This is a genomic window from Thermodesulfatator atlanticus DSM 21156 (assembly GCF_000421585.1).
Lineage (GTDB): Bacteria > Desulfobacterota > Thermodesulfobacteria > Thermodesulfobacteriales > Thermodesulfatatoraceae > Thermodesulfatator > Thermodesulfatator atlanticus.
Genome location: NZ_ATXH01000015.1, coordinates 26,809 through 47,722 on the forward strand (window position 1 = coordinate 26,809; position 20,914 = coordinate 47,722).

At 47.4% G+C, this 20,914-nt stretch carries 16 protein-coding genes, 2 tRNA genes and 2 pseudogenes; 11 read left to right on the plus strand and 9 right to left on the minus strand.

Annotation, left to right across the window (positions count from 1 at the left end; genetic code table 11):
- Nucleotides 1-99 precede the first annotated feature (99 nt).
- Together nrdD and H528_RS14890 are read left to right on the plus strand one after the other, a co-directional pair.
- Nucleotides 100-1,725, plus strand: a pseudogene (gene nrdD / locus H528_RS14885) (anaerobic ribonucleoside-triphosphate reductase); the annotation flags it as partial.
- A 228-nt stretch (nucleotides 1,726-1,953) separates the two neighbouring features.
- A pseudogene (locus H528_RS14890) lies at nucleotides 1,954-3,723 on the plus strand (ribonucleoside triphosphate reductase); the annotation flags it as partial.
- 33 nt (nucleotides 3,724-3,756) lie between these two features.
- Here H528_RS14890 and H528_RS0107180 read toward each other — a convergent pair.
- The gene (locus H528_RS0107180) at nucleotides 3,757-4,173 is read right to left on the minus strand and encodes a single-stranded DNA-binding protein (protein WP_022853652.1); all 417 of its coding nucleotides are present in this window, start codon (nucleotides 4,171-4,173) and stop codon (nucleotides 3,757-3,759) included.
- Between the two features lie 24 nt (nucleotides 4,174-4,197).
- Nucleotides 4,198-4,590, minus strand: a complete 393-nt coding sequence (locus tag H528_RS0107185) for a secondary thiamine-phosphate synthase enzyme YjbQ (RefSeq protein WP_028845842.1) — start codon at nucleotides 4,588-4,590, stop codon at nucleotides 4,198-4,200.
- An 80-nt stretch (nucleotides 4,591-4,670) separates the two neighbouring features.
- On the opposite strand from H528_RS0107185, the gene H528_RS0107190 reads away from it, so the two are divergent.
- Nucleotides 4,671-4,757, plus strand: a tRNA-Leu gene (locus H528_RS0107190).
- Nucleotides 4,758-4,924: 167 nt separating this feature from the next.
- Here the strand turns inward: H528_RS0107190 and H528_RS14065 are convergent.
- The 3 genes from H528_RS14065 to H528_RS0107205 all read right to left on the minus strand — a co-directional run bounded on the left by H528_RS14065 (nucleotide 4,925) and on the right by H528_RS0107205 (nucleotide 7,976).
- Nucleotides 4,925-5,614 (minus strand): LytR/AlgR family response regulator transcription factor, encoded by a 690-nt coding sequence (locus tag H528_RS14065; RefSeq protein WP_022853654.1) that lies wholly within the window; start codon nucleotides 5,612-5,614, stop codon nucleotides 4,925-4,927.
- 180 nt (nucleotides 5,615-5,794) lie between these two features.
- On the minus strand, nucleotides 5,795-7,699 hold the full coding sequence (gene cooS / locus H528_RS0107200; protein ID WP_022853655.1) for an anaerobic carbon-monoxide dehydrogenase catalytic subunit: 1,905 nt from the start codon (nucleotides 7,697-7,699) through the stop codon (nucleotides 5,795-5,797).
- Between the two features lie 201 nt (nucleotides 7,700-7,900).
- Nucleotides 7,901-7,976: transfer RNA gene (locus H528_RS0107205), tRNA-Thr, on the minus strand.
- 198 nt (nucleotides 7,977-8,174) lie between these two features.
- On the opposite strand from H528_RS0107205, the gene H528_RS0107210 reads away from it, so the two are divergent.
- The 8 genes from H528_RS0107210 (at nucleotide 8,175) to H528_RS0107245 (ending at nucleotide 17,158) form a co-directional block, all read left to right on the plus strand.
- Complete coding sequence (locus tag H528_RS0107210) at nucleotides 8,175-9,083, plus strand: YfdX family protein (RefSeq protein WP_022853656.1); 909 nt, start codon at nucleotides 8,175-8,177, stop codon at nucleotides 9,081-9,083.
- A 232-nt stretch (nucleotides 9,084-9,315) separates the two neighbouring features.
- On the plus strand, nucleotides 9,316-9,957 hold the full coding sequence (locus H528_RS0107215; RefSeq protein WP_022853657.1) for a CerR family C-terminal domain-containing protein: 642 nt from the start codon (nucleotides 9,316-9,318) through the stop codon (nucleotides 9,955-9,957).
- Nucleotides 9,954-11,258, plus strand: a complete 1,305-nt coding sequence (locus H528_RS0107220; protein ID WP_022853658.1) for a TolC family protein — start codon at nucleotides 9,954-9,956, stop codon at nucleotides 11,256-11,258. The genes H528_RS0107215 and H528_RS0107220 overlap by 4 nt, the downstream gene beginning before the upstream one ends.
- The gene (locus tag H528_RS0107225) at nucleotides 11,245-12,360 is read left to right on the plus strand and encodes an efflux RND transporter periplasmic adaptor subunit (RefSeq protein ID WP_022853659.1); all 1,116 of its coding nucleotides are present in this window, start codon (nucleotides 11,245-11,247) and stop codon (nucleotides 12,358-12,360) included. Before H528_RS0107220 ends, H528_RS0107225 begins: the two co-directional genes overlap by 14 nt.
- Nucleotides 12,347-12,661, plus strand: a complete 315-nt coding sequence (locus tag H528_RS0107230; RefSeq protein ID WP_022853660.1) for a cupin domain-containing protein — start codon at nucleotides 12,347-12,349, stop codon at nucleotides 12,659-12,661. The genes H528_RS0107225 and H528_RS0107230 overlap by 14 nt, the downstream gene beginning before the upstream one ends.
- Before the next feature lie 3 nt (nucleotides 12,662-12,664).
- A complete protein-coding gene (locus tag H528_RS0107235; protein ID WP_022853661.1) occupies nucleotides 12,665-15,757 on the plus strand; it encodes an efflux RND transporter permease subunit in 3,093 nt (1,030 codons plus the stop codon).
- 45 nt (nucleotides 15,758-15,802) lie between these two features.
- Complete coding sequence (locus H528_RS0107240; protein WP_022853662.1) at nucleotides 15,803-16,480, plus strand: uracil-DNA glycosylase; 678 nt, start codon at nucleotides 15,803-15,805, stop codon at nucleotides 16,478-16,480.
- Between the two features lie 126 nt (nucleotides 16,481-16,606).
- Complete coding sequence (locus H528_RS0107245; RefSeq protein WP_022853663.1) at nucleotides 16,607-17,158, plus strand: DJ-1 family glyoxalase III; 552 nt, start codon at nucleotides 16,607-16,609, stop codon at nucleotides 17,156-17,158.
- Here H528_RS0107245 and H528_RS0107250 read toward each other — a convergent pair.
- From H528_RS0107250 to H528_RS0107265, 4 genes are all read right to left on the minus strand, one after another.
- Nucleotides 17,155-17,772 carry an exosortase C-terminal domain/associated protein EpsI gene (locus tag H528_RS0107250; protein WP_022853664.1) on the minus strand — a complete coding sequence of 206 codons (618 nt, stop codon included), beginning with the start codon at nucleotides 17,770-17,772 and terminating at the stop codon, nucleotides 17,155-17,157. The two genes, H528_RS0107245 and H528_RS0107250, sit on opposite strands and share 4 nt — an antisense overlap.
- Entirely contained in the window at nucleotides 17,766-18,608 is an 843-nt protein-coding gene (locus H528_RS13095; protein ID WP_022853665.1) for an exosortase/archaeosortase family protein, read from the minus strand. Before H528_RS13095 ends, H528_RS0107250 begins: the two co-directional genes overlap by 7 nt.
- Nucleotides 18,584-20,323 (minus strand): DNA polymerase/3'-5' exonuclease PolX, encoded by a 1,740-nt coding sequence (gene polX / locus H528_RS0107260; RefSeq protein WP_022853666.1) that lies wholly within the window; start codon nucleotides 20,321-20,323, stop codon nucleotides 18,584-18,586. Before polX ends, H528_RS13095 begins: the two co-directional genes overlap by 25 nt.
- Nucleotides 20,324-20,418: 95 nt before the next feature.
- A complete protein-coding gene (locus H528_RS0107265) occupies nucleotides 20,419-20,853 on the minus strand; it encodes a nucleotidyltransferase domain-containing protein (RefSeq protein WP_022853667.1) in 435 nt (144 codons plus the stop codon).
- Nucleotides 20,854-20,914: the final 61 nt, after the last annotated feature.

A 20,914-nucleotide genomic window follows, 5' to 3' on the forward strand; every position in this document is an offset into this window, starting at 1 on the left:
GACGCCAAGGAACACAAGATATTGTGCTATTTGTGTTTGACACCCCCAAGAAGATGGGGTAATTATGGTGGCGAGGGAAAAGCCGTGAGGAGGTCTTAAATGGAACCTTTAGTGCGCAAACGAGACGGAAGCTTTGTGCCCTTTGACAGGCGGCGCATTGCCAACGCTGTTTTTAAGGCGGTAAAGGCCGTAGGAAAAGACGATCGCAAGATCGCCGAAGAAGTAGCCGACGAGGTTGCCCTTAAGCTTTACCGTAGTTTTTTCAAGTACGGAAACGTTCCCCATGTTGAGCAGATTCAGGACCTCATCGAAGACACCCTTATTGCCCATGGGCATGGCGACATTGCCAAGGCCTACATCCTTTATCGTGAAAAGCGCAAACAGGCCCGCGAAATCGGAAAGGCCATTGTAGATGGCATAAACCTTATTGAGGACTACCTCACCCAGGAAGACTGGCGGGTGCAGGAAAACTCAAACATGAATTATTCTTTGCAGGGCCTTAACTTCCACATCTCATCTTCAGTGGTAGCCCGCTATTGGCTTACCAAGCTTTATCCTGCTGAAATCGGAGAGGGTCATCGGGAGGGGGATTTTCATATTCACGACCTGGGAATACTTGGCCCATATACCTATTTTGGAAAAGAGACGATTATAGCCAGATATAAAAATAAAATCATTCTCACCTCATTTGAGAGCCTTTACAACTTGGTGGAAGAAAACGAATTTGTGCTTAATCAGAAGGTATGTGCCTTTGCCAAAATACCTGAGAATCTCTTCGTCTTGGATAAAAATGGTTGGACCAAAGTAACGCGTCTAGTCCGCAAGAAAAAAGACAAGCCGATGCGTTTTATTAAAAACCGCGGGGGAAGAAGTGTTATCGTTACCGAAGACCATCCTATGATTACCAAAAGGGGCGAAAAAGAAGCCTTGAAGGTATCTCAAGAAGACTATCTTTATACGGTAGATCTTGTTAATCTCCTGGCACACGAAAACTTATTCAGCTTGGAAAAGCTTGATCTTTTGGAAGAAATAAAGCAAAGAGGCTGGCCTTTTAAGGAACAAGTATATTTTAACGGGCTTCCCATTTTTTCTAAAGAAGCCGTCCCGCCTATCGTCTTCTTGCAAGGCAAGCATCAATGTGCAGGATATCTATCTGGAATAAACCTCTCTTGCGGTAACATGGGAATAAAAACTACTTTTTGGAATACCCCTGAAGACGGACTTATTCATACCTTAAGTTTTGCAGCTCCAAGATACCTTGTGCTTGACGAAAATTTTGGCTATTTTGTAGGTTTTGTACTAGCAGAAGGTTATCTTTCTTACGATGATGAAAACTCCCGCTTCATCTCTGTCGTCCAATCAGAGATCGAACCCCTTATAACTCTTAATGAAAAATTGCGTAAAATTGGATTTTTTGGCTGTATTGCCCCTAAAGGCCGCTTTTTTGAACTTCGTGTAAGGAATCCCTTCTTAAGGTTTGTTTTTGAAAGCATCTTTGGTATAACTCCAGGTGCTCGACAAAAAAGCTTACCCCTTGAAATCCTCCACTATAGCCGCGACTTTGTGAAAGGACTGGTAGCAGGACTTATTGACGGAGATGGAAGTATTGACTCAAACAAAACTACCATCACCATCCGCATTGCATCTCGTAGCATGCTTCAATCTCTGGCTACGGTGTTATCGCTTCTGGGCTTTACTCCACGTGATCGAGCTCTTGAAGGTCAGGGACAAACGCGTTTTTACAAGGGACGTAAAATTCAGCAAAGATACCCCATTTATGGTTTGTCCTTTCGCAAGATAGAAGGTCTTGATTTGCCTTCTAAGAAATATCAAGCAGCAGAAAATTCTTCGAAGGCCTGGCATGATGAAGACCGCAGTGCCTGGCACAAGGTTCTGAATAACGATCCTGTAGAAATACCAGACGAATACATCTACGACATAACTACTGAAACCCATACTCTGGTAGTAAACGGGATGTGGAATCATAATTGCGTTGGTTGGGATCTTTATGATCTTCTTTTGCGCGGGTTTGGCGGAGTGCCAGGCAAAGTGGAATCAACCCCTGCCAAACACTTTCGCACTGCCCTTGGCCAGATTGTAAACTTCTTCTACACCCTTCAGGGCGAAGCTGCAGGGGCCCAGGCCTTTTCAAATTTTGACACCTTGCTTGCGCCTTTTATCCGCTACGACAAGCTCTCTTACCGCGAAGTAAAACAAGCCCTTCAAGAATTTCTCTTTAACGTAAACGTCCCCACCCGCGTGGGCTTTCAAACCCCTTTCACCAACCTCACCATGGATCTCAAAGTCCCTGAGACCTTTAAAGACCAGGCCGTGGTAATTGGAGGAAAACTCCAAAAGGAAACTTACGGGGAATTCCAGCCGGAAATGGACATGCTAAACCGTGCCTTTTGCGAGCTCATGATGGAAGGCGATGCCAAGGGGCGCATTTTTACCTTCCCCATTCCCACGTATAACATCACCGCTGATTTTGACTGGGAAAATGAGAACCTAGAACCCCTCTGGGAGATGACCAGAAAATACGGCATCCCTTACTTTGCAAACTTCGTTAACTCTGACATGGATCCCAGTGACGCCCGTTCCATGTGTTGCCGCCTACGGCTTGATAACCGCGAGTTACGCAAAAGGCTTGGTGGGCTTTTTGGCTCTGCCCCACTTACTGGCTCAATTGGCGTGGTAACCCTGAATCTTCCCCGTATTGCTTATCTGGCAACCTGTGAGGAAGATTTCTTCGACCGCCTGGTAAGGCTTATGGAACTTGCCAAGGTCTCCTTGGAAATAAAGCGCAAGGTCATTGAAGATTTCACCGAAAAAGGGCTTTACCCTTATTCTCGGGTTTACCTTGCCGGCGTTAAAGAGCAAACAGGCTCATACTGGACCAACCATTTTGCCACTATTGGCATAATAGGCATGAACGAAGCCTGCCTTAATTTCCTTGGCGAGCCCATCTATACCGAAGCCGGAAAAGAATGGGCCAAAAAAGTCCTTCTTTTCATGAGAGAAAAAATCATGGAATTCCAGGAAGAAACAGGGAACCTCTATAATCTTGAGGCCACCCCTGCTGAAGGGGCAAGCTATCGTCTTGCCAAGATAGACAAAGCCAAATTCAGCCGCATTATTGCCTCAGGCACTAAAGACGTTCCCTATTACACCAACTCCGTGCATCTTCCAGTGAACTATACCGACGACATCTTTGAAATCCTTTCCCATCAGGATGACTTACAAATCCTTTTTACCGGCGGCACGGTGGTGCATCTTTTCATTGGTGAAGAAATCCCTGATACCGGCATTGTAAAGCAACTGGTGCGCACCATTGTGAACCGCTTCAGGCTTCCTTATTTTTCCCTAACACCTACTTTTTCAGTATGTCCGGTCCATGGCTACATTCCTGGCAAACACGTGGTCTGTCCTTATCCCCATAGCGATGAAGACCTTGCCCGTTTCGGGCGCGAAGTGGAACTTAACGAACTTGATCTAGCGACTTTGGCGGAAAACGCCTATCGCAAACTAAACTAAGTGAGGAGGAAACCCATGGAAAAAACTCCCCAAATGCCCAAGGTAAAAGTAAAGGCTGTTCCGGTAGAGGTCTATTCCCGGGTGGTGGGATACTTTCGTCCGGTTCAAAACTGGAACAAAGGAAAACAACAGGAATTCAGTGACCGTAAACACATCCCGTTTAGTAAGATTTCTGGCTGCTGCCGTTAAAGAAAAAGGGGCCGAATGGCCCCTTTTTCGTATTTAGAAGGGCAAGTCTTCTTCTGGTGGGGGTTCGTCAACGAAATCAGGCTCTTGAGAAGGGCCTTGCGCCGGCCGATCTGCTATATCGTTTCTGCTTCCTAACATCTGCATACTTTGCGCAATGATTTCGGTAACATAGCGTTTTACACCATCACGGTCTTCATAAGACCTTGTTTGCAGGCGACCTTCGATATACACCTGGCGCCCTTTGGAAAGATATTCCCCGCAAATCTCTGCAAGCCTTCCAAAGGCCACAATGCGGTGCCACTCAGTGCGCTCTTGGCGGTTACCAGCCTTATCTGTCCAGCGCTCAGAGGTGGCAATACGAAAAGTAGCCACTGGCTGACCATCAGCAGTGTAGCGAATCTCAGGGTCTGCTCCCAGCCTTCCGATCAAAATAACTTTATTAACACTCATCAGTTCGGACTCCTTTCTTTAGGATTAGCCCGCGATAACCTTCACGTAGACTTTTCTGGTACGCGGGCCGTCATATTCAGCAAAAAAGATGCGCTGCCAGGTGCCTAATTTAAGGCGGCCATCTTCTATAAAGACAAAAGTCTCCGGGCCAGTAAGAGAGGCTTTCACATGTGCCGGAGAGTTGCCTTCAAGGTGCTTGTAGGAAAACTTCCAGGGGATAACATGATTAAAGACAGAAAGGATGTCTTCAGCCACTGCTGGGTCTGCGCCTTCGTTTATGATAATCCCAGCCGTGGTATGAGGGCAATAAATAAAACAAATTCCTTCTTGAACTCCTGAGATAGCCTCAGCCACCTTGGGGGTAATATCTACAAGCTCGGTTTGGCGATTGGTTTTTACGGTGATAACTTTCACCAGGCTCCTCCCTTGGTTTGATTAAAAAGATATTTTGGCACATCTTGACGAAATCGGGAAGAGGCTTTAAATAAGTAGGTGCTGCCGAGGTGGTGGAATTGGTAGACACGCTGTCTTGAGGGGGCAGTGGGCGTAAGCCCGTGCGGGTTCGAGTCCCGCCCTCGGCACCATCTTTTCCGTTCAATCTACATCTACATTTCCATTTGCTTATACTGACCTTTGCAAAACTACCGAGATAAAAGTTGAAAGCGCAAGGGATCGGTCGCGTTTTTCGTATCGAAAAATGGGAACGGATCCTATCCTTAATCTCAAACTAGGGGTTTTTTCTCCAGAAAATTTACTTTAAGCCAAATTTTTCCAAAAAAGGCCTTACTCTGGCCTTGCTAATTGGGATAATTTGTCTGCTTTCCATATAAAGAAGATGCTGGCTTTCTTCTTTGAGAAGCTTTTTGATTTTGGAAAGATTTACAATAAAGCTCCGGTGTACTCGAAAGAAAAATTTATCATCTAAAAATTTTTCAATCTTTGCTAAAGAAAGAGGACACAAATAAAGCTTATGCTTATGGAAAATTTCCGTATAATTGCCAGCAGCTTTAAAAAATTCTATTTCTTCAACAGAAAGAAACAAAAGAGAATCGCCATCATAGACAGGAATTTTAACAAGTTTAGTTTGCCCTTCCACAGTAAGAGAAGTTATATCAAAAAGTACTGCTAAAAATCTTGCGCTACATTCTCCTTCTAAAACAAAAACTTTGCCAAGGAGAATATGATCCTTTTTACTTTTCTGGTGTACTATCTTGAGAATATAGCTATGACTTTGCCCGTATAAACGGGCTTCATCAACCATCTTTTCTATCTTTTTAGCAGCATCTTTGCCATGAAGTGTTAATAAATTTAGTGAAGTGTTACGCGGAAGAGCAAACTCATTTAAAACAAACTTGTTAGTACAAAGGATATTGTAATCTTCGTCGAAAATAACCAGACCTATTTCGAATTTGCGCCATAAATCGAGAAATAGTTGAATCATTGTTGCCAAGGCTGAGAAAATATTTTTCCAAACATAACATTTCCTCAGCCCTTTTGGAATACTTATTAATAAGAGCTTTTTCAGTCAACATTTTTCTTCGGGATCCGTTCCTATTTTTCGGAACGAAAAATGGGAACGGATCCTTAATAACGTCAGGATTTTCACTCCCTCATTAAATAGCTAAAACGCTTTTCTCTTTTCAAGAATAATATTTTCCATAATTTCAGCCGTCTTTTGGGGATCTTCTTCCACAAAGAAATAACCGCCAAGTAAGTCTTTAATAGTCTCGGTAAGAATATGGCCAACTTCTGGGCTCCCGCCAATGGGAGGAGCAGGCCACAGGTGCACAGGAACCCCAGAAGCTACGAAATAAGTCCCGATAGAGACAGCTTTTTCCGTCATCCACTCAGGGGCAGAACCAACCAAAGGCAAATCGGAAATGTCTACTTTTAAATAATCGGCAAGCGCCCCGGCAAGCACCAACATACGCGAACAATCAACACATGAACCCATATGAAGCACAGGTGGTATCTCTAAAAGCTTGCAAACAGCTTTAAGACCCTCGCCGGCAAGCTCTTGTGTTTGAAGCTGCATAAGCCCTGCTTTGGCTGCTGCTATCGCCCAACATCCCGTGCCAATCACTAAAATATCCCGCTTGATGAGTTCTTTGGTAAGCGCAATATGAAAAGAATCGTGTTTTACCTTGGGATTATTACATCCTACAATACCAACCACCCCTTTTATCTTGCCCTCAAGGATGGCGTCAACCAAGGGCTTAGGAGAACCACCAAGCATGTTGAGGATCTCTTCCACGCTAAAGCCCACTACGGCCTCTGCCACCACCCCGGGTATATGAACTTTGCTCTTGTCTCTTTTTGGGAAGGCTTCAATGGCGGTCTCAACAATTTTTCTGGCAGTCTCACGAGCCCGTTTCTCATCAAACTGAATGTGCACGGCTCCTGGGAAGCGGGCCCTGTCGCTAGTTGAAATGAACTGGGTATGAAAACACTTAGCAAGTCTGCCTAAAGCAGGGAAAATACACTGGACATCTACTACCATAGCTTCTACCGCGCCAGTCATAATAGCTAGCTCCTGATGAATCATATTGCCAGCCACAGGAACCCCTCGCCGCATAAGGACTTCGTTAGCGGTGCAGCAAATGCCTGCCACGTTTATACCCTTGGCCCCTGCTTGCTTGGCCTTTTGTTGCATCTCTTCACTCATAGCGGCTTCGACGACCTGTTCCGAAAGAATGGGTTCGTGGCCGTGGACGATGATGTTTACTTTGTCTTTAGAAAGTACCCCAAGGTTGGCGCGGATGGTCTTTTTATTCGGGGTTCCAAAAAGAACGTCCTGAAGTTCGGTGGCGATGAGAGAGCCACCCCAGCCGTCAGCAAGAGCTGTTCTTACTCCGTGGATAAGGAGTGACACCGCATCGTTATCAACCCCCATGGTGGTACGGTGCATGCATTCAGTCACTTCTCGGTCAATATTTCGGGGCAAAACCCCCATTTTCTTGCCTGTTTGTGAAAAAAGGGCTTCTTCTAACTTTTGCCAGGTCTCCTTTCTTTTAGAAGGAGCATAGGCTTTTAAAAAATTAAGGGCCTTTTCGTCTTGTTTGCCAAAGTCTGCTAAGGCCTGTGCGGCAACTTCTTTGGCAATCTCTAAAATTGGTTTTTCGGTATCAACGCCCAAACGCTTGGCAACAGCTTTTAGTTTAGCTTCGTCGGTAATGCGGTAGTCCTGGTTTTCCTCATGAGCCACTTCGTTAAAAAGGACGGCTACCGCTCGTCCGTGATCGGAATGTGCTGCAGCTCCTGCGGCCAAGGCCCTTATCAAGTTACGAGAAACAATGACCGAAGCATCTGCCCCGCAAACACCTCTTGGGGTTTTTTCTGTGATACGGCAGGGCCCCATAATGCAGTTGCGACAACAAACACCCTGGACCCCAAACTTACAATGAGGAGACTGACGCTTAAGGCGGTCCCAAACAGTTTCATATTCTTTTTCCTTGGCCAGTTTCAGAACATCTATTACGGCTGGATCAATACTTAATTCTTCGATAGGGATCTCTTTGCGAGCCATTTTGCCCCTCCTTTGATGAATAATTTCTTATCAAAATGCTAGAATATCTTTTAAGGCTTTAGGGGAAGAAAATGACGAAGGGGCCTATTTGCGGATGAATAGTCAAATATTCAAATGAAATAGTTCAAAAAAACTTAACCGTTCAGCACCAAAAAACATCTCTTGGGGGAAGGTCGGCACCTTGAGCCCGGCTGAGAAAACTGGAGCCGGCGGAGGGAGTCGAACCCTCAACCCCGGGATTACAAATCCCGTGCTCTGCCGGTTGAGCTACGCCGGCTATATGGCTGAAGTGTCTGGTAGAAAAGAAGTCTAACCATCTACCGTGATTTTTGCAAGGGAAATGAAATCTTAATCAGATAAGACTTTTTTAAAACAATTTCAAGACTTGAAACGTCGCTTTCAAAACTTACTTTCCTTTCAGATTTAGACATTTTTGTAAACAATCTCAAAACAAAAAAGTTAAAGGAGGTTTAAGATGTACGGGATTACGAGAAAGTTTGTTGGCAAAGTTGCGGTGTTGTGGTTGCTTACTTGTTTAGTTTTTGTGCCAAGCCTTACTTTGGCAGGTGAAAAGGCTCCAACTGCTGGCGAAATTAAACGAGGCGCGGTTGCTTCAGCTAAACAGACAGCCCAAGACATCCAAGCTAAGCTCAGTCAGGAAGCCATTGAAGCTGTTGCCGACACTCATAAAGCTCTAACGTTACTTGATCAAGGAAAAGTGGATGAAGCAGTCAAAGTTTTGCAGGACGCCATAGGAAAGCTAGAAGTCGTTTTAAGCGCAAATCCTGATCTCGCCTACGTGCCCATAAATGTTTCCACCGTGGCCTTTGATCTGGTTGCCGAACCTGATACCATTAAAAAGACCCTCAAAGAGGTTAAAAAACTCCTTGACGAAGGAAGGGTTCAAGACGCTCGTAGATTGCTCAATACCTTACAGTCAGAAATAGACATAATCGTTGAAAAACTTCCCTTGGCTACTTATCCTGATAGCATCAAGTTAGCGGTTAAATACATTGCTAACGGAAAGATCGAAGAAGCAAAAGCTATCCTTTCTGCCGCCCTCTCATCCATTGTCCAGGATGTTATTGTCATTCCCCTACCTATTGTAAGGGCTGATATACTCATTCAGGCTGCTTCTAAGATTGCCAAAACCGAAAAAGAAAAGGCAATTGAACTTTTAAACCGTGCGGAAAAACAGCTAAAAGTAGCTAAACTCTTGGGCTACGGAAAAGAATATGGCGCTGAATACGAAGATCTTTTAAAGCGTATTGAAGCGCTTAAGAAAGAAATCAAAGGTAAAAACGAGAGCAAGAAGATGTTTGAAGATCTTCTCGAAAAAATCAAGGCGTTTCGCAAACACTTCGAGCCTAACGAAAAGAAATAACCAGTAGCTTGAAACAGATGACATTTTGAACATTGTCATTGCGAGGCACGAAGCAATCTCAAGAGATCACTTCGGCGTGCCATAGCACGCCGAAGTGATGACGGTGTAGCTGGGATCGCGCGGGCGCTAGTCGCCTCGCGAGATACTTTGTCGGACGGATAAAAAGAGGCGGACTTTACCCGCCTCTTTTTTATTCTTGCTATTCGAACAAATGTTTGATACAAATGTTCGTATGAGAGATGGCTCAATCGCGGAAAATGCCGACGCTAGGGAAAGGCTTATCAAGGCTGCCGAAAAGCTCTTTGCCGAAAAGGGTTTTAATGGCGTTAGTGTACGCGAAATTACCAACGCCGCGCACACCCATCTCTCCGCTGTAAATTATCACTTCGGTTCAAAAGAGGGGCTTTACCTTGCGGTTTATCAGACGCGTTTCCTGGAAAGGGCAAGACGCTTGCAAGACGCCTTTACCCAGCGTCTTAAGGCTTACGATCCTTCTCCGGAAAACATCATCAGGGCCCTTGCCGAGGCGGTAATCTTGGGGCCGCTTTCTGAGGAAGAGCGCCTTATCCATTATCATCTCCTGGTGCGGGAAATCACCTCCCCCACCAAGGCCTTTGACCTCATCGTTAAAGAGGGCATAAGACCCTTTGTCGCCCTGGTAGAAGAGGCCTTAAGGCCGCATTTCAAGGATGTCCCGCCTCAAAGGTTAAGGCTTGCTGTCTTAAGCATCTTTGCCCAGGTGCTTTATTTCAACTTCGCCCGGCCCAAAATCGAAGCAAGTACAGAGCGCACCTACGACCACTCCTTCAAAAAAGAGCTTGTGGAACACATTGTTCTCTTTTCTTTAAAAGGGCTTAAGGGGCTTTGGCCATGAGGGTGTTTTTTATAAGCCTGGTAGCCCTGTTTTGCCTTTTGACTGGCCTTTCCTTTGCCACAGAAACACTTACCCTTAACGCTGCTATTCGTAAGGCTTTAGACACTCATCCTGCCCTTAAGGCCCGTAAGGAAAACATCGAAGCCGCCTCTTATGCGCGCAAGGCCGCCAGGGCTAACCGCTGGCTTAAGGTTGATTTTGCCGCCCAGTACACGCGCCACAGTGATCCGGTAACAGTCACCCCTCTCAAAGGCCCTGGGCTTTTCCCGCCTTTTAGTCGGGATCTCTACTCCTGGCAGCTAAACTTTACGCTTCCTCTGTACGAAGGTGGTCGCGTGGCCCAAGAAGTTAGGCTTAAAAAACTTGAAGGCCAAATGGCTAAAAGCCTTTTGCGGCAATCAGCAGAAGACCTCATTGCCAATGTCAAACAACTTTATTTGCAAATATTGTTCTTAAAAGAGCTCTACCAGGCAGACCAAGAAATCACCAATCTTTTGCGCAAGCTTTACGACGAGGCCAAGTTAAAGTACCAACTGGGAAAGATTCCTAGGCTTGATCTCCTGCACTTCCAAAGGGCCTTGCAAGAGCAAGAGGCAAGTCTTTTTACCACCCGCGAAAACCTGGCCCTGGCCAAGCGCCTCCTGGCACTTCTTATGGGCGAAGATAAAGCCCGATTCGAAGTCACCGGAAGCCTTAAAGGCACCACGTACCCCAAGGATCTAAAGATAGAAACCCTGGTTAACCAGCGCCCTGACGTACGCCTTGCCCTTTTGAACGTTAAAAAGGCCGAGGCCGCCATGGCCCGCATAAAAAAAGACTACTACCCCCAGGTTTCGGCCTTTTCTTCTTACGGCAGACAAGCCGGAAGCGGATTTCACCATGACGAAGAGATCTGGGTGGCAGGCTTAAGGCTTGACCTGCGTCTCTTTGATTCCGGGGTAAGGCGTGAGAGGCTTCGCGAAAAAAAGTCGCTTTTCCTTGCGGCTAAAGAAAATCTTTTAGCCACCCGGCTCAAGGCGCGCCAGGAAATCACCTCTGCCCTGACCAGGGTCAAAACCGCCCGTGAACAAATCGAAAAATATAAAGCTGCGGAGGAATACGCCCGCAGCGCCTATGAACGCGAAGCTGTCCGCTATCAAACAGGTGCAGGCACTATTACCGAACTCCTCCAGACGCAAGAGGCCTGGTTGCGCATCAAGGCCGGGCTGCTTAAGGCCTACTACGACTTAAAAAGCGCTGAGGTCGCCTTTGAACTGGCAACAGGAACCATCTCCAAGGGGTTTTTAGATGAAAAAGATTAAACCCGTTTTAATCATCGTGGCAGTGGCCCTTTTGGTTTTTGGGGCTATCCGCCTGGTAAAAAGCAAAAAAGAGGTCTTAAAAAAGGCCCCTACTCCCCAAAAAGCACCCCTTCCGGTAAAAACAGCCCTGGTGCATTACGGGACCCTTGAGATCTCTGAACACTACCTGGGCACCATCCTTCCCGTGGAAGAAGCAAATCTCTCAACCAGGCTTTCTGGATACATTCTGCGCGTTACCAAATACGAAGGCGATGAGGTGAAAGAGGGCGAGCTACTGGTGGAAATAGAAGCCAAGGCCCTTTATACCAAGCTTGCATCGCTGAAAGCTGCTCTTTCTGCGGCCCAAACCGAATACCTCACCCGAAAAAGTATTTTTGAGCGCAACAAGGTCCTTCTTAAACACGAGGCCATCTCCCAAGAGGCCTTTGAGCTTTCCAAAAGTGCGTTGGCAAACGCTCTTGCCCGGGTAAAACAGCTCAAACAAGAAATAAGCGCCACGGAAAAAGACCTCTCCTATGCCTTGATAAAGGCTCCTTTTAACGGTGTGGTGACCAAGCGCTTTAAAAACCCCGGGGATTTGGCCATGCCAGGGGCACCACTTCTCACCATAGAAAATCCCGCAAAAGGCTACAAAATCCTCGTTAAAATTCCTCAGGAAAAGGCTGCTTCGTTGCCCTCGAAAGCTAAGGCCTATCTGATTTTCGGCAGCCAGCAAAAGACCTGCCAGGTCTATAAGGTCTATCCAGCGGTCGGGCCGAATGCCCTGGCCCTGGTAGAAATACGAACACCCAGGCGGCCCTTTGGCCTTCCCTCAGGGGCCCAAATCGGGACAAACTTGGTATTTTCCGAAAGAAAAGGCTTCCTCGTGCCCCTTAACGCGCTTGTGCCAGGCAAAACCAAAGGCCTTTTCGTGGTTAAGGAAGATAAGCTTGTATTCTTTCCGGTAACGGTGCTTGCCATAGGCAAAGATAAGGCCCTGGTCACCGGGAAGCTTGGCGAAAACATGCCCGTGGTAGTGGGAGACCCTGGGCTTCTTTTAAGGCTTAAGCCCGGCCAAAAAGTAATCATGGCCAAAGGAGGTAAGACCAATGAAAGTATTTGATTTAAACGAGACAAACATTTTCGAAAGGGATTTAAACAAGTTTTTGGTACACGACTCCGCCTATTTTCGCATTATCAACTTCAACATCAAAGCAGGCGAAGTATTTCCGGTGCACTCGCATCCTGTAGAAGGTGAATTAAGCATCCTGGTGCTTGAAGGCGAGGGCGAGTTCCTTGGGGGCGAGGAAGCAGCAACGCCAGCCAAGGCCGGCGACATATTTATCTGCCGCATTGATGAGCCTCATGGTATGCGGGCCAAGACTAACATGCGCATCCTAGTTACCATTGCCCCGCCGCTATAAGCCATGGGTTTTGTGGAACGCTATCTTAAGTTTCCGCACTTAATCCTTGCGCTGCTCATCTTGGGAGTGGTGCTCGGGATTAAAAGTTTTCGGGAGCTTCCGCTTAATCTTTTTCCGGATGCCAATTATCCCACCATTGTGGTGGTGATTGAGTATCCCGGGGCTTCGGCCAAAGACGTTGAGCGCCAGGTGGCCCTTCCCGTGGAAAAAGAACTGGCTACCCTTTCCCTGGTGCGCAAGGTGCGTTCGGTCTCGCGTGACGGGGTAGCGGTTTTTTCCACGGAGTTTGAATATGAAAAAGGGCTTTCTGCCGCCCAGGTAGATGTCTCCCAGGCCTTAGACCGCATCTCCGGGGCTTTACCCAAAGGCACTTCCCCGCCGCGGATCTTTAAGATAAGTGATGCCACCAACCCCGTCATGACCATTGCCGTTCGCCCTAGGGAGGGCTCAAACTTAAGCCTGATGGAAGTGCGGCGTCTGGCTGAAGAATACTTAAAGCCTTATTTTTTAAACATCCCTGACATCGGGGATGCAGAGGTCTTTGGCGGGCACACCCCAGAAGTGCGCCTTGAAATAGACCGCGATGCCCTTGCACGCTACAAATTGAGTCTTGCAGATATCGTGGCGGCCCTTGCCTCCCAGAACAATAACTTTCCCGCCGGCATCGTGCGCACCAGCAAACACGAAATCTTTATCAAGATCCCCGGGGAGATCGTTGAGCCAGAAAAGCTCTCCCAGATAACCATCCCCTACCATGGAACCACTTTGCGTCTGGGAGACCTTGCCCGTATCACCGTGGGGAGCAAAGACCCACAAAGCCTTTTTCACGGCAACGGAAAACCCGCCATTGCCCTTAACATCCTTAGGCCGGAAAACGGAAATGTCATGCAAACCATCAGGGCCGCCAAGGAAGCCCTGCAAAAACTTACCAGCAGGTATCCTGAGCTTTCCTTTGCCATTGTGGATACCCAGGAAAACATAATCAAGACCTCGGTCTCAAACCTCATCGGGGCCTTAAGAGACGCCATCATCCTCACGGTGGCGGTGATCTTTCTGCTCATGGCCAGGGTGCGGGCTACTTTGCTGGCAGCGGTTTCCATCCCGGTCACCTACTTTCTTACCTTTTTCCTCATGAAGCTCTTTCACATGGAGCTAAACATCGTCACCATGACGGCGGTCATTCTGGCAGTTGGTCTGCTGGTAGATGATTCCATTGTGGTGGCGGAAAATATCGAACGCCACCTGCGCGAAAAAGGGCTTTCTCCCAAAGAGGCAGCTATTTCAGGCACGCAAGAGATCATGCTTGCTGATCTCTCAGGCACCTTTACCACGATCCTTGTGTTAATTCCTATCATGTTTGTGGGTGGATACGTGGAAAAGATCCTGCGCGAGCTTGCCGTAGTGCTCACCATGGCTCTTTCGGCTTCCTACGTGGTCTCGGTCACCATTATTCCCCTTCTTGCGCCCTACGTGCTAAGGAGCAAGAGCAATTCGCGGGTGGAAAAGGTCCTTTTTCGCTTAAGCGATGGCTTTTTGGAGTATTTACGCAACTTTTACGTGGCCCTTTTTCGGTTTGGCGTACGCTATAAAGTGCTGCTCATTATGCCGGCCATCATGCTCCTTGCCTTTAGTGCAAAAAAAATCATGCCCCTTGCCGGCCGCGACCTCATGCCTCCCATGGACACCGGCATCATGAAAGTCTCCTTTGAGCTTAGCCCCAACACTCCGGTGGAAGCAGCTGAAAGCATTATTTCCCGCATGGAAAAAGAGCTCTTAAAGACCGAAGGGTTTATCCGCATGGCCACAGTCATGGGCTCTGAGCCCGGGGTGATAAGCTTTGGGGCTGACCGTACCCCCCGGCAGGGAGTGATCACCGTGCATTTTGTGGACCGCTTTCACCGTAAAAAGACTATCTGGCAAATGGAAGACGAAATCTATGCCAAGTTTTTGAAGATCCCCGGGATCAAGACCCTTCATGTCTTTGAGTTTGGGGCCACGCCCCTTTCTTCTATCGCCGCCCCGGTGGACGTAATGGTCTCTGGCAAAGACCCACGGCTCATTCATCAGCTTGCCTTAGAAATCGAAAACCGCCTTTACCACGTGCGCGGGCTTGCCAGTGTCTCTCATACCTGGGATTTTGACCGGGAAGAATTTCATCTCTTTCTTGATCACGAAAAGCTTGCCAGATGGGGGCTAACTCCTGCGGTGGTAGCCCGGGAGCTTTCTGCGGCCTTTGCCGGAAGTAAGGCCTCGCTCTGGCGCATCCCTGAAGAACACCCTTACGCCATCACCGTGCGTTTTGCCCCTTATGAGCGCGCCTTACTAAAAGACCTCCTGGACTATCTTATCCCTTCGCCCAAAGGGCCTGTGCCTTTAAGGGAAGTGGCCCACGTAAAAGAAGACTTTGTGCGAAGCGTAATTGTGCGCCAGGATTTAAATCCCGTTATCGATGTCCTGGGGTACCGCCGCAAGGCCGCCATTAGCCACATTATGGCAGGGGTGGAAAAATCCCTTAAAGGCCTTGCCATCCCGGAAGGGGTCAAAATATCCCAGGAAGGCGAGATAAAGCCCATGAAGGAGTCCTTTGGGCGCTTGAAAAACGCCCTTATCCTCTCGCTTATCCTGCTTTATTTTTCGCTGGTACCGACTTTTCGGTCTTTCAGACACCCGCTGACCATTATGGTAGCCATACCGCTTGCCCTTATCGGCGCCATCTGGGGGCTTCTTATAGTGGGCAGACACTTTTGCATGCCTGCCTCCATGGGCATGATTCTTCTCTCAGGGGTGGTGGTGAACAATTCTATCCTTTTGCTTGATTTTATCGAACGGGCCCGCAAGGCCGGGCAAAACATTTACCAGGCCATAGAAGGGGCCATCCGCGCCAGGACGCGCCCCATTCTCATGACGGCCCTTTCTACCATGGCAGGCATGCTTCCCATTGCCATGGAGAGGGCCATCGGGCTTGAGCGGCTTTCGCCTCTGGCGGTAGTGGCCATTGGCGGGCTTTTGGTAGGCACGGTCTTAACCCTGGTTTACGTACCACTTTTTTACGTGCTCCTTGAAAAACTCCGCGGGCTTTTTGCCAAGAAAAGCTAAATTCACCTTGCGGAAAAAGTGCTTCTGGTTAAAAGTTGAAACCTGATGACGAACTTTTGGGATGAACTTGAAAGCTATCTTCATTTTCTTAGAATCTTGGGGGTAAATGCCTTGCCAAAAACCAAAAATATCAAGCGTTTCCTTGAACTTGACCTCACTCCACCGCCTAAATCCCTTGATGACATTTACGTAGAGATAAAAGATTGCAAGCGCTGCAAGTTAAGCCGCATGCGGAATAACATCGTCCTGGGAGATGGCCCTGAAAACGCAAGGCTTATGTTTGTAGGTGAAGCCCCCGGCAGGGACGAAGACCTTGAGGGCAAACCCTTTGTGGGTAGGGCTGGCAAACTTCTTGACCAAATGCTTGCTGCTATAGACATCAAAAGAAGCGAGGTCTATATCACCAACGTGGTAAAATGCCGCCCTCCGGGAAACCGTAACCCGGAACCAGATGAAATCGAAGCCTGCCTTCCTTATCTCACCAAACAAATCAAACTCATAAGGCCTGCCATTATTTGTACTTTAGGGCTAATTGCAGCGCAAACCGTCCTTGCTACCCAAAGCCCCCTTGCTGAGCTTAGGGGGAAGATTCATGAAGTTGACGGCATAAAAGTGGTGGTAACTTATCATCCTGCTTTTTTGCTACGTTTTCCTGTTAACAAGAGAAAGGCCTTTGAAGACCTTAAACTGCTAAAAAAACTTTATGATGAGTTGGGAAATTAGTAATGGGGACATTAAAAACCCGACGTTGTTAAGCAACCGGTTTATTTTCGGAAGGAAAAATGGGAGCGGATCCCGGGGAGCAGTAATAAAATGTTCCCGGTAATAAAACCCAACCAGGAGGAGAATATGGCAAAGGTAGCAATTTTGCTTGCCCCGGGCTACGAAGAGCTTGAGGCTGTTACCGTTATCGACGTTTTAAGGCGTGGGGGTGTTGATCTTATCATTGCCGGTCTTGAAGACGCGCCCATTCCCAGTGCCAGAAACGTGAAAATCGTCCCGGACACCACGGTTGACAAACTTAACCCCGAAGAGCTTGAGCTCGTGATTTTGCCCGGCGGGCTTCCTGGGGTAGAGAACCTGAAAAAAGACCCCCGGGTAAAGGAGCTTCTTACCAAGATGCAGGAAAAGGGCAAAAAGTGTGCAGCGATTTGTGCGGCGCCAGGGGCCCTTGCAGCCTTTGGTTTGCTAAAAGGCAGGCAGGCCACGATTTATCCCTCGCTTAAGTCTGAATTAAAAGACGCTACTCCTATCGACGCACCAGTGGTGGTGGATGAAAACATCATCACCAGCCAAGGGCCTGGCACCGCCATTGCCTTTGCTTTCAAACTCCTTGAGCTTCTGGCAGGAGAAGAAAATGCCAAAGAAGTTGCCAAGGCCATGCTTATTAACTGGCCCTAAGATGGGAGAAATTCATCAAGAATAGGCACAAGGGCCCTGGTGAATTCTTTTAATTCTTTTTCAGAGCCATTTTTAAGAGGCACCGTGAGACGCACCAGGGCTCCGTCTGAGCGCCTTTTTAGCAAGCGGTCAAGAAGGAGATAAAGTCGGTCTTCAAATTCGCTGGCCAGCTTGCGCCCTCGCCCCTGGTACCAGTAATAGACAAGGAGTTTTTCGTCTTCTTTTTGGAGTACGTAGCGGTTTAATTTTAGTTTACCCTTGGGGGTGTTGATTTCGATAATACTATCTGAGATTGGGAGCCAGCCCCCGCCGGGCATGCAATGTTTGGGAGAATGGATCATGGCGCCTTCCTGCTGCTGTTCGAAAAAACCAATATAAAGCCCAATGCAAAGGTGATTGTTGCAGTAATCCCTCATCAGGTAGTTATCAACCCCCAGCACCTTTACGATCTTTTCAGGCATTTGGTTGTCCCGTACGGCTTTAAAGCCCGCGATCTCTCTTGGAAAGAAGATAAGGTCTTTCTTGATGGGGACCGGATGCTGGGTGCTAACAGCCCTTAAAACAAAAGAAAAAAGAACAAAAACTACGGCTAAGAAAATGGCCCTTTTTAGCATCGTTTAGACACCATCCTATGCACCAAAAAAACCAAAAAAATAGAAAGCATGAACACCAAAAGCCCTGAAAAAGTGTGAAAAAAACCCTGGGCCGCCTTGGGACCGATCTTATACGAGAGGATGCCCGTTACAAAAACACGCAAGACATTTACCCCGATGGCAATGGGTATAGCCGACAAAACAAGGATAACCCGGTAGAGGTTTTTGGGGATGAAGTAGGCCAGGATGCTACACACCGCAAGAAGTGAGATAAGGGAGCGAATGCCGCTACAGGCATCCACCACCTCAAGCACCATGTTGGGCAAGATGATGATGTTACCATCGCGATAAACCGAAAAGCCAAAGAATTGAAGGGCCTCGGTGGCGATTTTCGAGGCAAAAAGCTTCAGGGGAAAAGTCAGCGCATTGTAAATTACGTAGGGGATGGGTATGGCCAGGATGTTTAGCCACACCGGGAAGGTAAGTTTTTTGGCAAGGGGCCAGCCAAGCAAAAAGATGAGCCCTCCGTAAAGCACCACAAGAAAAGAAACACGCTGGGTAAACTGTTCGCCTGCCACCCAGCCAAGCAAAAAGAGAAAAAGCCCGGCCAAAATAACGCCTACCCCCCACAGGCTCGTTTTGATTTCAGTCTGGGCAAGTTCTTCGCGTTTTATCCAGATAAGATAGCCAGAAAAGGCCACCAAAAGAAAACCGTGGGAGTAGTTTTCATCGTGCCACCAGTCGTAAACAAGGCCTTTTAACACGGGAAAGTAGAGATAGATAAGAGAGGCCGCAAAAACGAAAAGGCCGGCAAGGAGTTCCTTGGGAAGGGCTAGGCCTTTTGCTTTAGTTTCCATGAGGTGATTTCCTGTAGGTGTTTTTTGAGGCCCTTGTAATCAAGGGTATTTAAAATGTCTTTTTTTTCGCACCAGCCACGCCTTGCCGTGGCCACCCCCAGGTGTAAGAAGTTCATTTGATCAAGGATATGGGCATCGCTTCCAATGAGAAGCTTAACTCCTGCTTCTTTAGCAGCCCGCACGCCAACGTCGTTTAAATCAAGCCTTTTGTAGTAAGCGTTTATTTCAAGGGCGGTATGGGTTTCTTTGGCAACCTGGATGATTTTATCGAGGTCCAGGGGGTAGGGCTCTCGTTCTCCTAGTAAGCGGCCACTAGGATGCCCTATACAGTGCACAAAGGGATTTTTCATGGCCGCGACAATACGGCTGGTTAAATTTTCTTCACTTTGTTTGAATCCGCTGTGAATAGAGGCTATCACCAGGTCAAATTCCTTAAGAATTTCGTCTGGATAATCAAGACTTCCGTCTCCCAAGATGTCAACTTCTGTGCCACAGAGAAGTTTGACATCTTTTGAGCGCTTATTAAAGGCTTCGATGGCTTTTTTCTTTTCTATTATTTTTTCCATCGGCACACCGCCGGCAACCTTTAATCCTTGCGAATGGTCACATATCCCCACCCACTTAAGCCCAATCCTGCGTGCGTAGGCCGCAATTTCCTCGATAGTGGAGCTTCCATCGCTGAACTTGGAGTGCACGTGGGAGTCACCAAGGATTTCGTCATACCCTACAAGTTTAGGGAGCTTTCCCTCAAGGGCGGCTTCGATCTCGCCGCGATCTTCACGAAGCTCGGGGGGAATCCAGGGAAGCCCCACCGCGGCAAAGACTTCGTCTTCTTCCTTGCCACCAATGCGTTCCTGCCCACGAAATATGCCGTATTCGTTTATTTTTAGACCACGCTGAACGCCTAGCTCGCGGATGCGGATGTTATGGGCCTTTGAGCCTGTGAAATAGGCAAGGGCCGCACCATAGCATTCTGGATCAACCACTCTTAGATCAACCTGAATCCCCTGGCTTAGGCGCACACTGGTCTTGGTCTCTCCCTTGGCAATCACTTCGTCCACCATGGGAAGAGACACAAACATATCCATTACTTTGAGATGGTCTTTGGCTGTTACCAGAATATCTATGTCTTTAACGGTTTCCCGGCGGCGGCGGATGCTCCCTGCAATATCAATGCGTTCAACCGGGCTTTTTTTCTTGAGGAGGGCAACTATTTCTTCGGCCCAGGGGAGCACCAGCCCAAGGGGAAGTCTCCCGCGTTTTTGTTTTAGGAGCTTGATTCCTTTTAAAATGTTTTGTTCGGTCTTGGGTCCAAAACCAGGAAGGCGTGCCAGCCGATGTTCAAGGCAGGCCCGTTCTAGTTCTTCAATGGTTTTTATGCCTAGCGTTTCATAGACGATTTTGGCTTTTTTCGGGCCAAAGCCCGGGATTTCTAAAAATTTTAGAAGTTCTGGAGGGATTTCACGCTTTAATTCTTCGTATTTTTGAAGTGTGCCGGTTTCAAGGATTTCTTTTATTTTTTGGGCAAGGTCTTTACCAATGCCCGGAATGCGTTCAAGCTTACCTTTAGCAGCAAGCTCTTCTACATCTACGGTTAAGGCTTCGATGTTTTGGGCGGCGCGTTGGTAAGCCCGGATGCGGTAGGGATTGTCGCCTTTTATTTCAAGAAGCGCGGCCACTTTGCGAAATATCTCTGCCACTTCTTTATTTTTCATAGCGCTACTCTCTTTTTAGTTTCTTGAAGAAGTTATAAAACGTTCCATCAGAGTCAGGAATTTTTGGAATTCGCTTATTATGTCCAATTAGGTATCTACGGTTCAATTCCATAAAGTTCTCTTTCTTGGGGTTTGAGTACTATTTCGTTAAGAGTAAAATATCGTGATAACCGTTCAAGGGCTTTCTGATAGGCATTGTTTCGATTAAAAAGGATTTTGCCTTGTCTTGTGGCCTCAAGGATGATATAGGGGTCAACCGGCCCAGGGAGAAAGGGAACAAGATCGAACTTTTCTACTGATACTTCAGGAAAAGCCTCTATTAGCGCTTGTTCTGTTTTTGTAAGAACTTCGTCAACATCTGCCTTTGGGGCGAGAACTAAAAGAATGTCTACGTCACGAGCAAGCTCAGGCGCTTTCAGTATAGAGCCGAAAAGAATGGCAGCCCCAATTTCTGGGATGCCTTGAAGCGTGGCAATAAGGCGTGTTTCAAGGTCTTTGATTTTGTTAAGCGCTTTTATTTTCTTTTGCATAGCTTTTATGGAAAAAAAGAGACCTTTGCAAAGTACTTTTTTTGCCGAAAAATAGGAACGG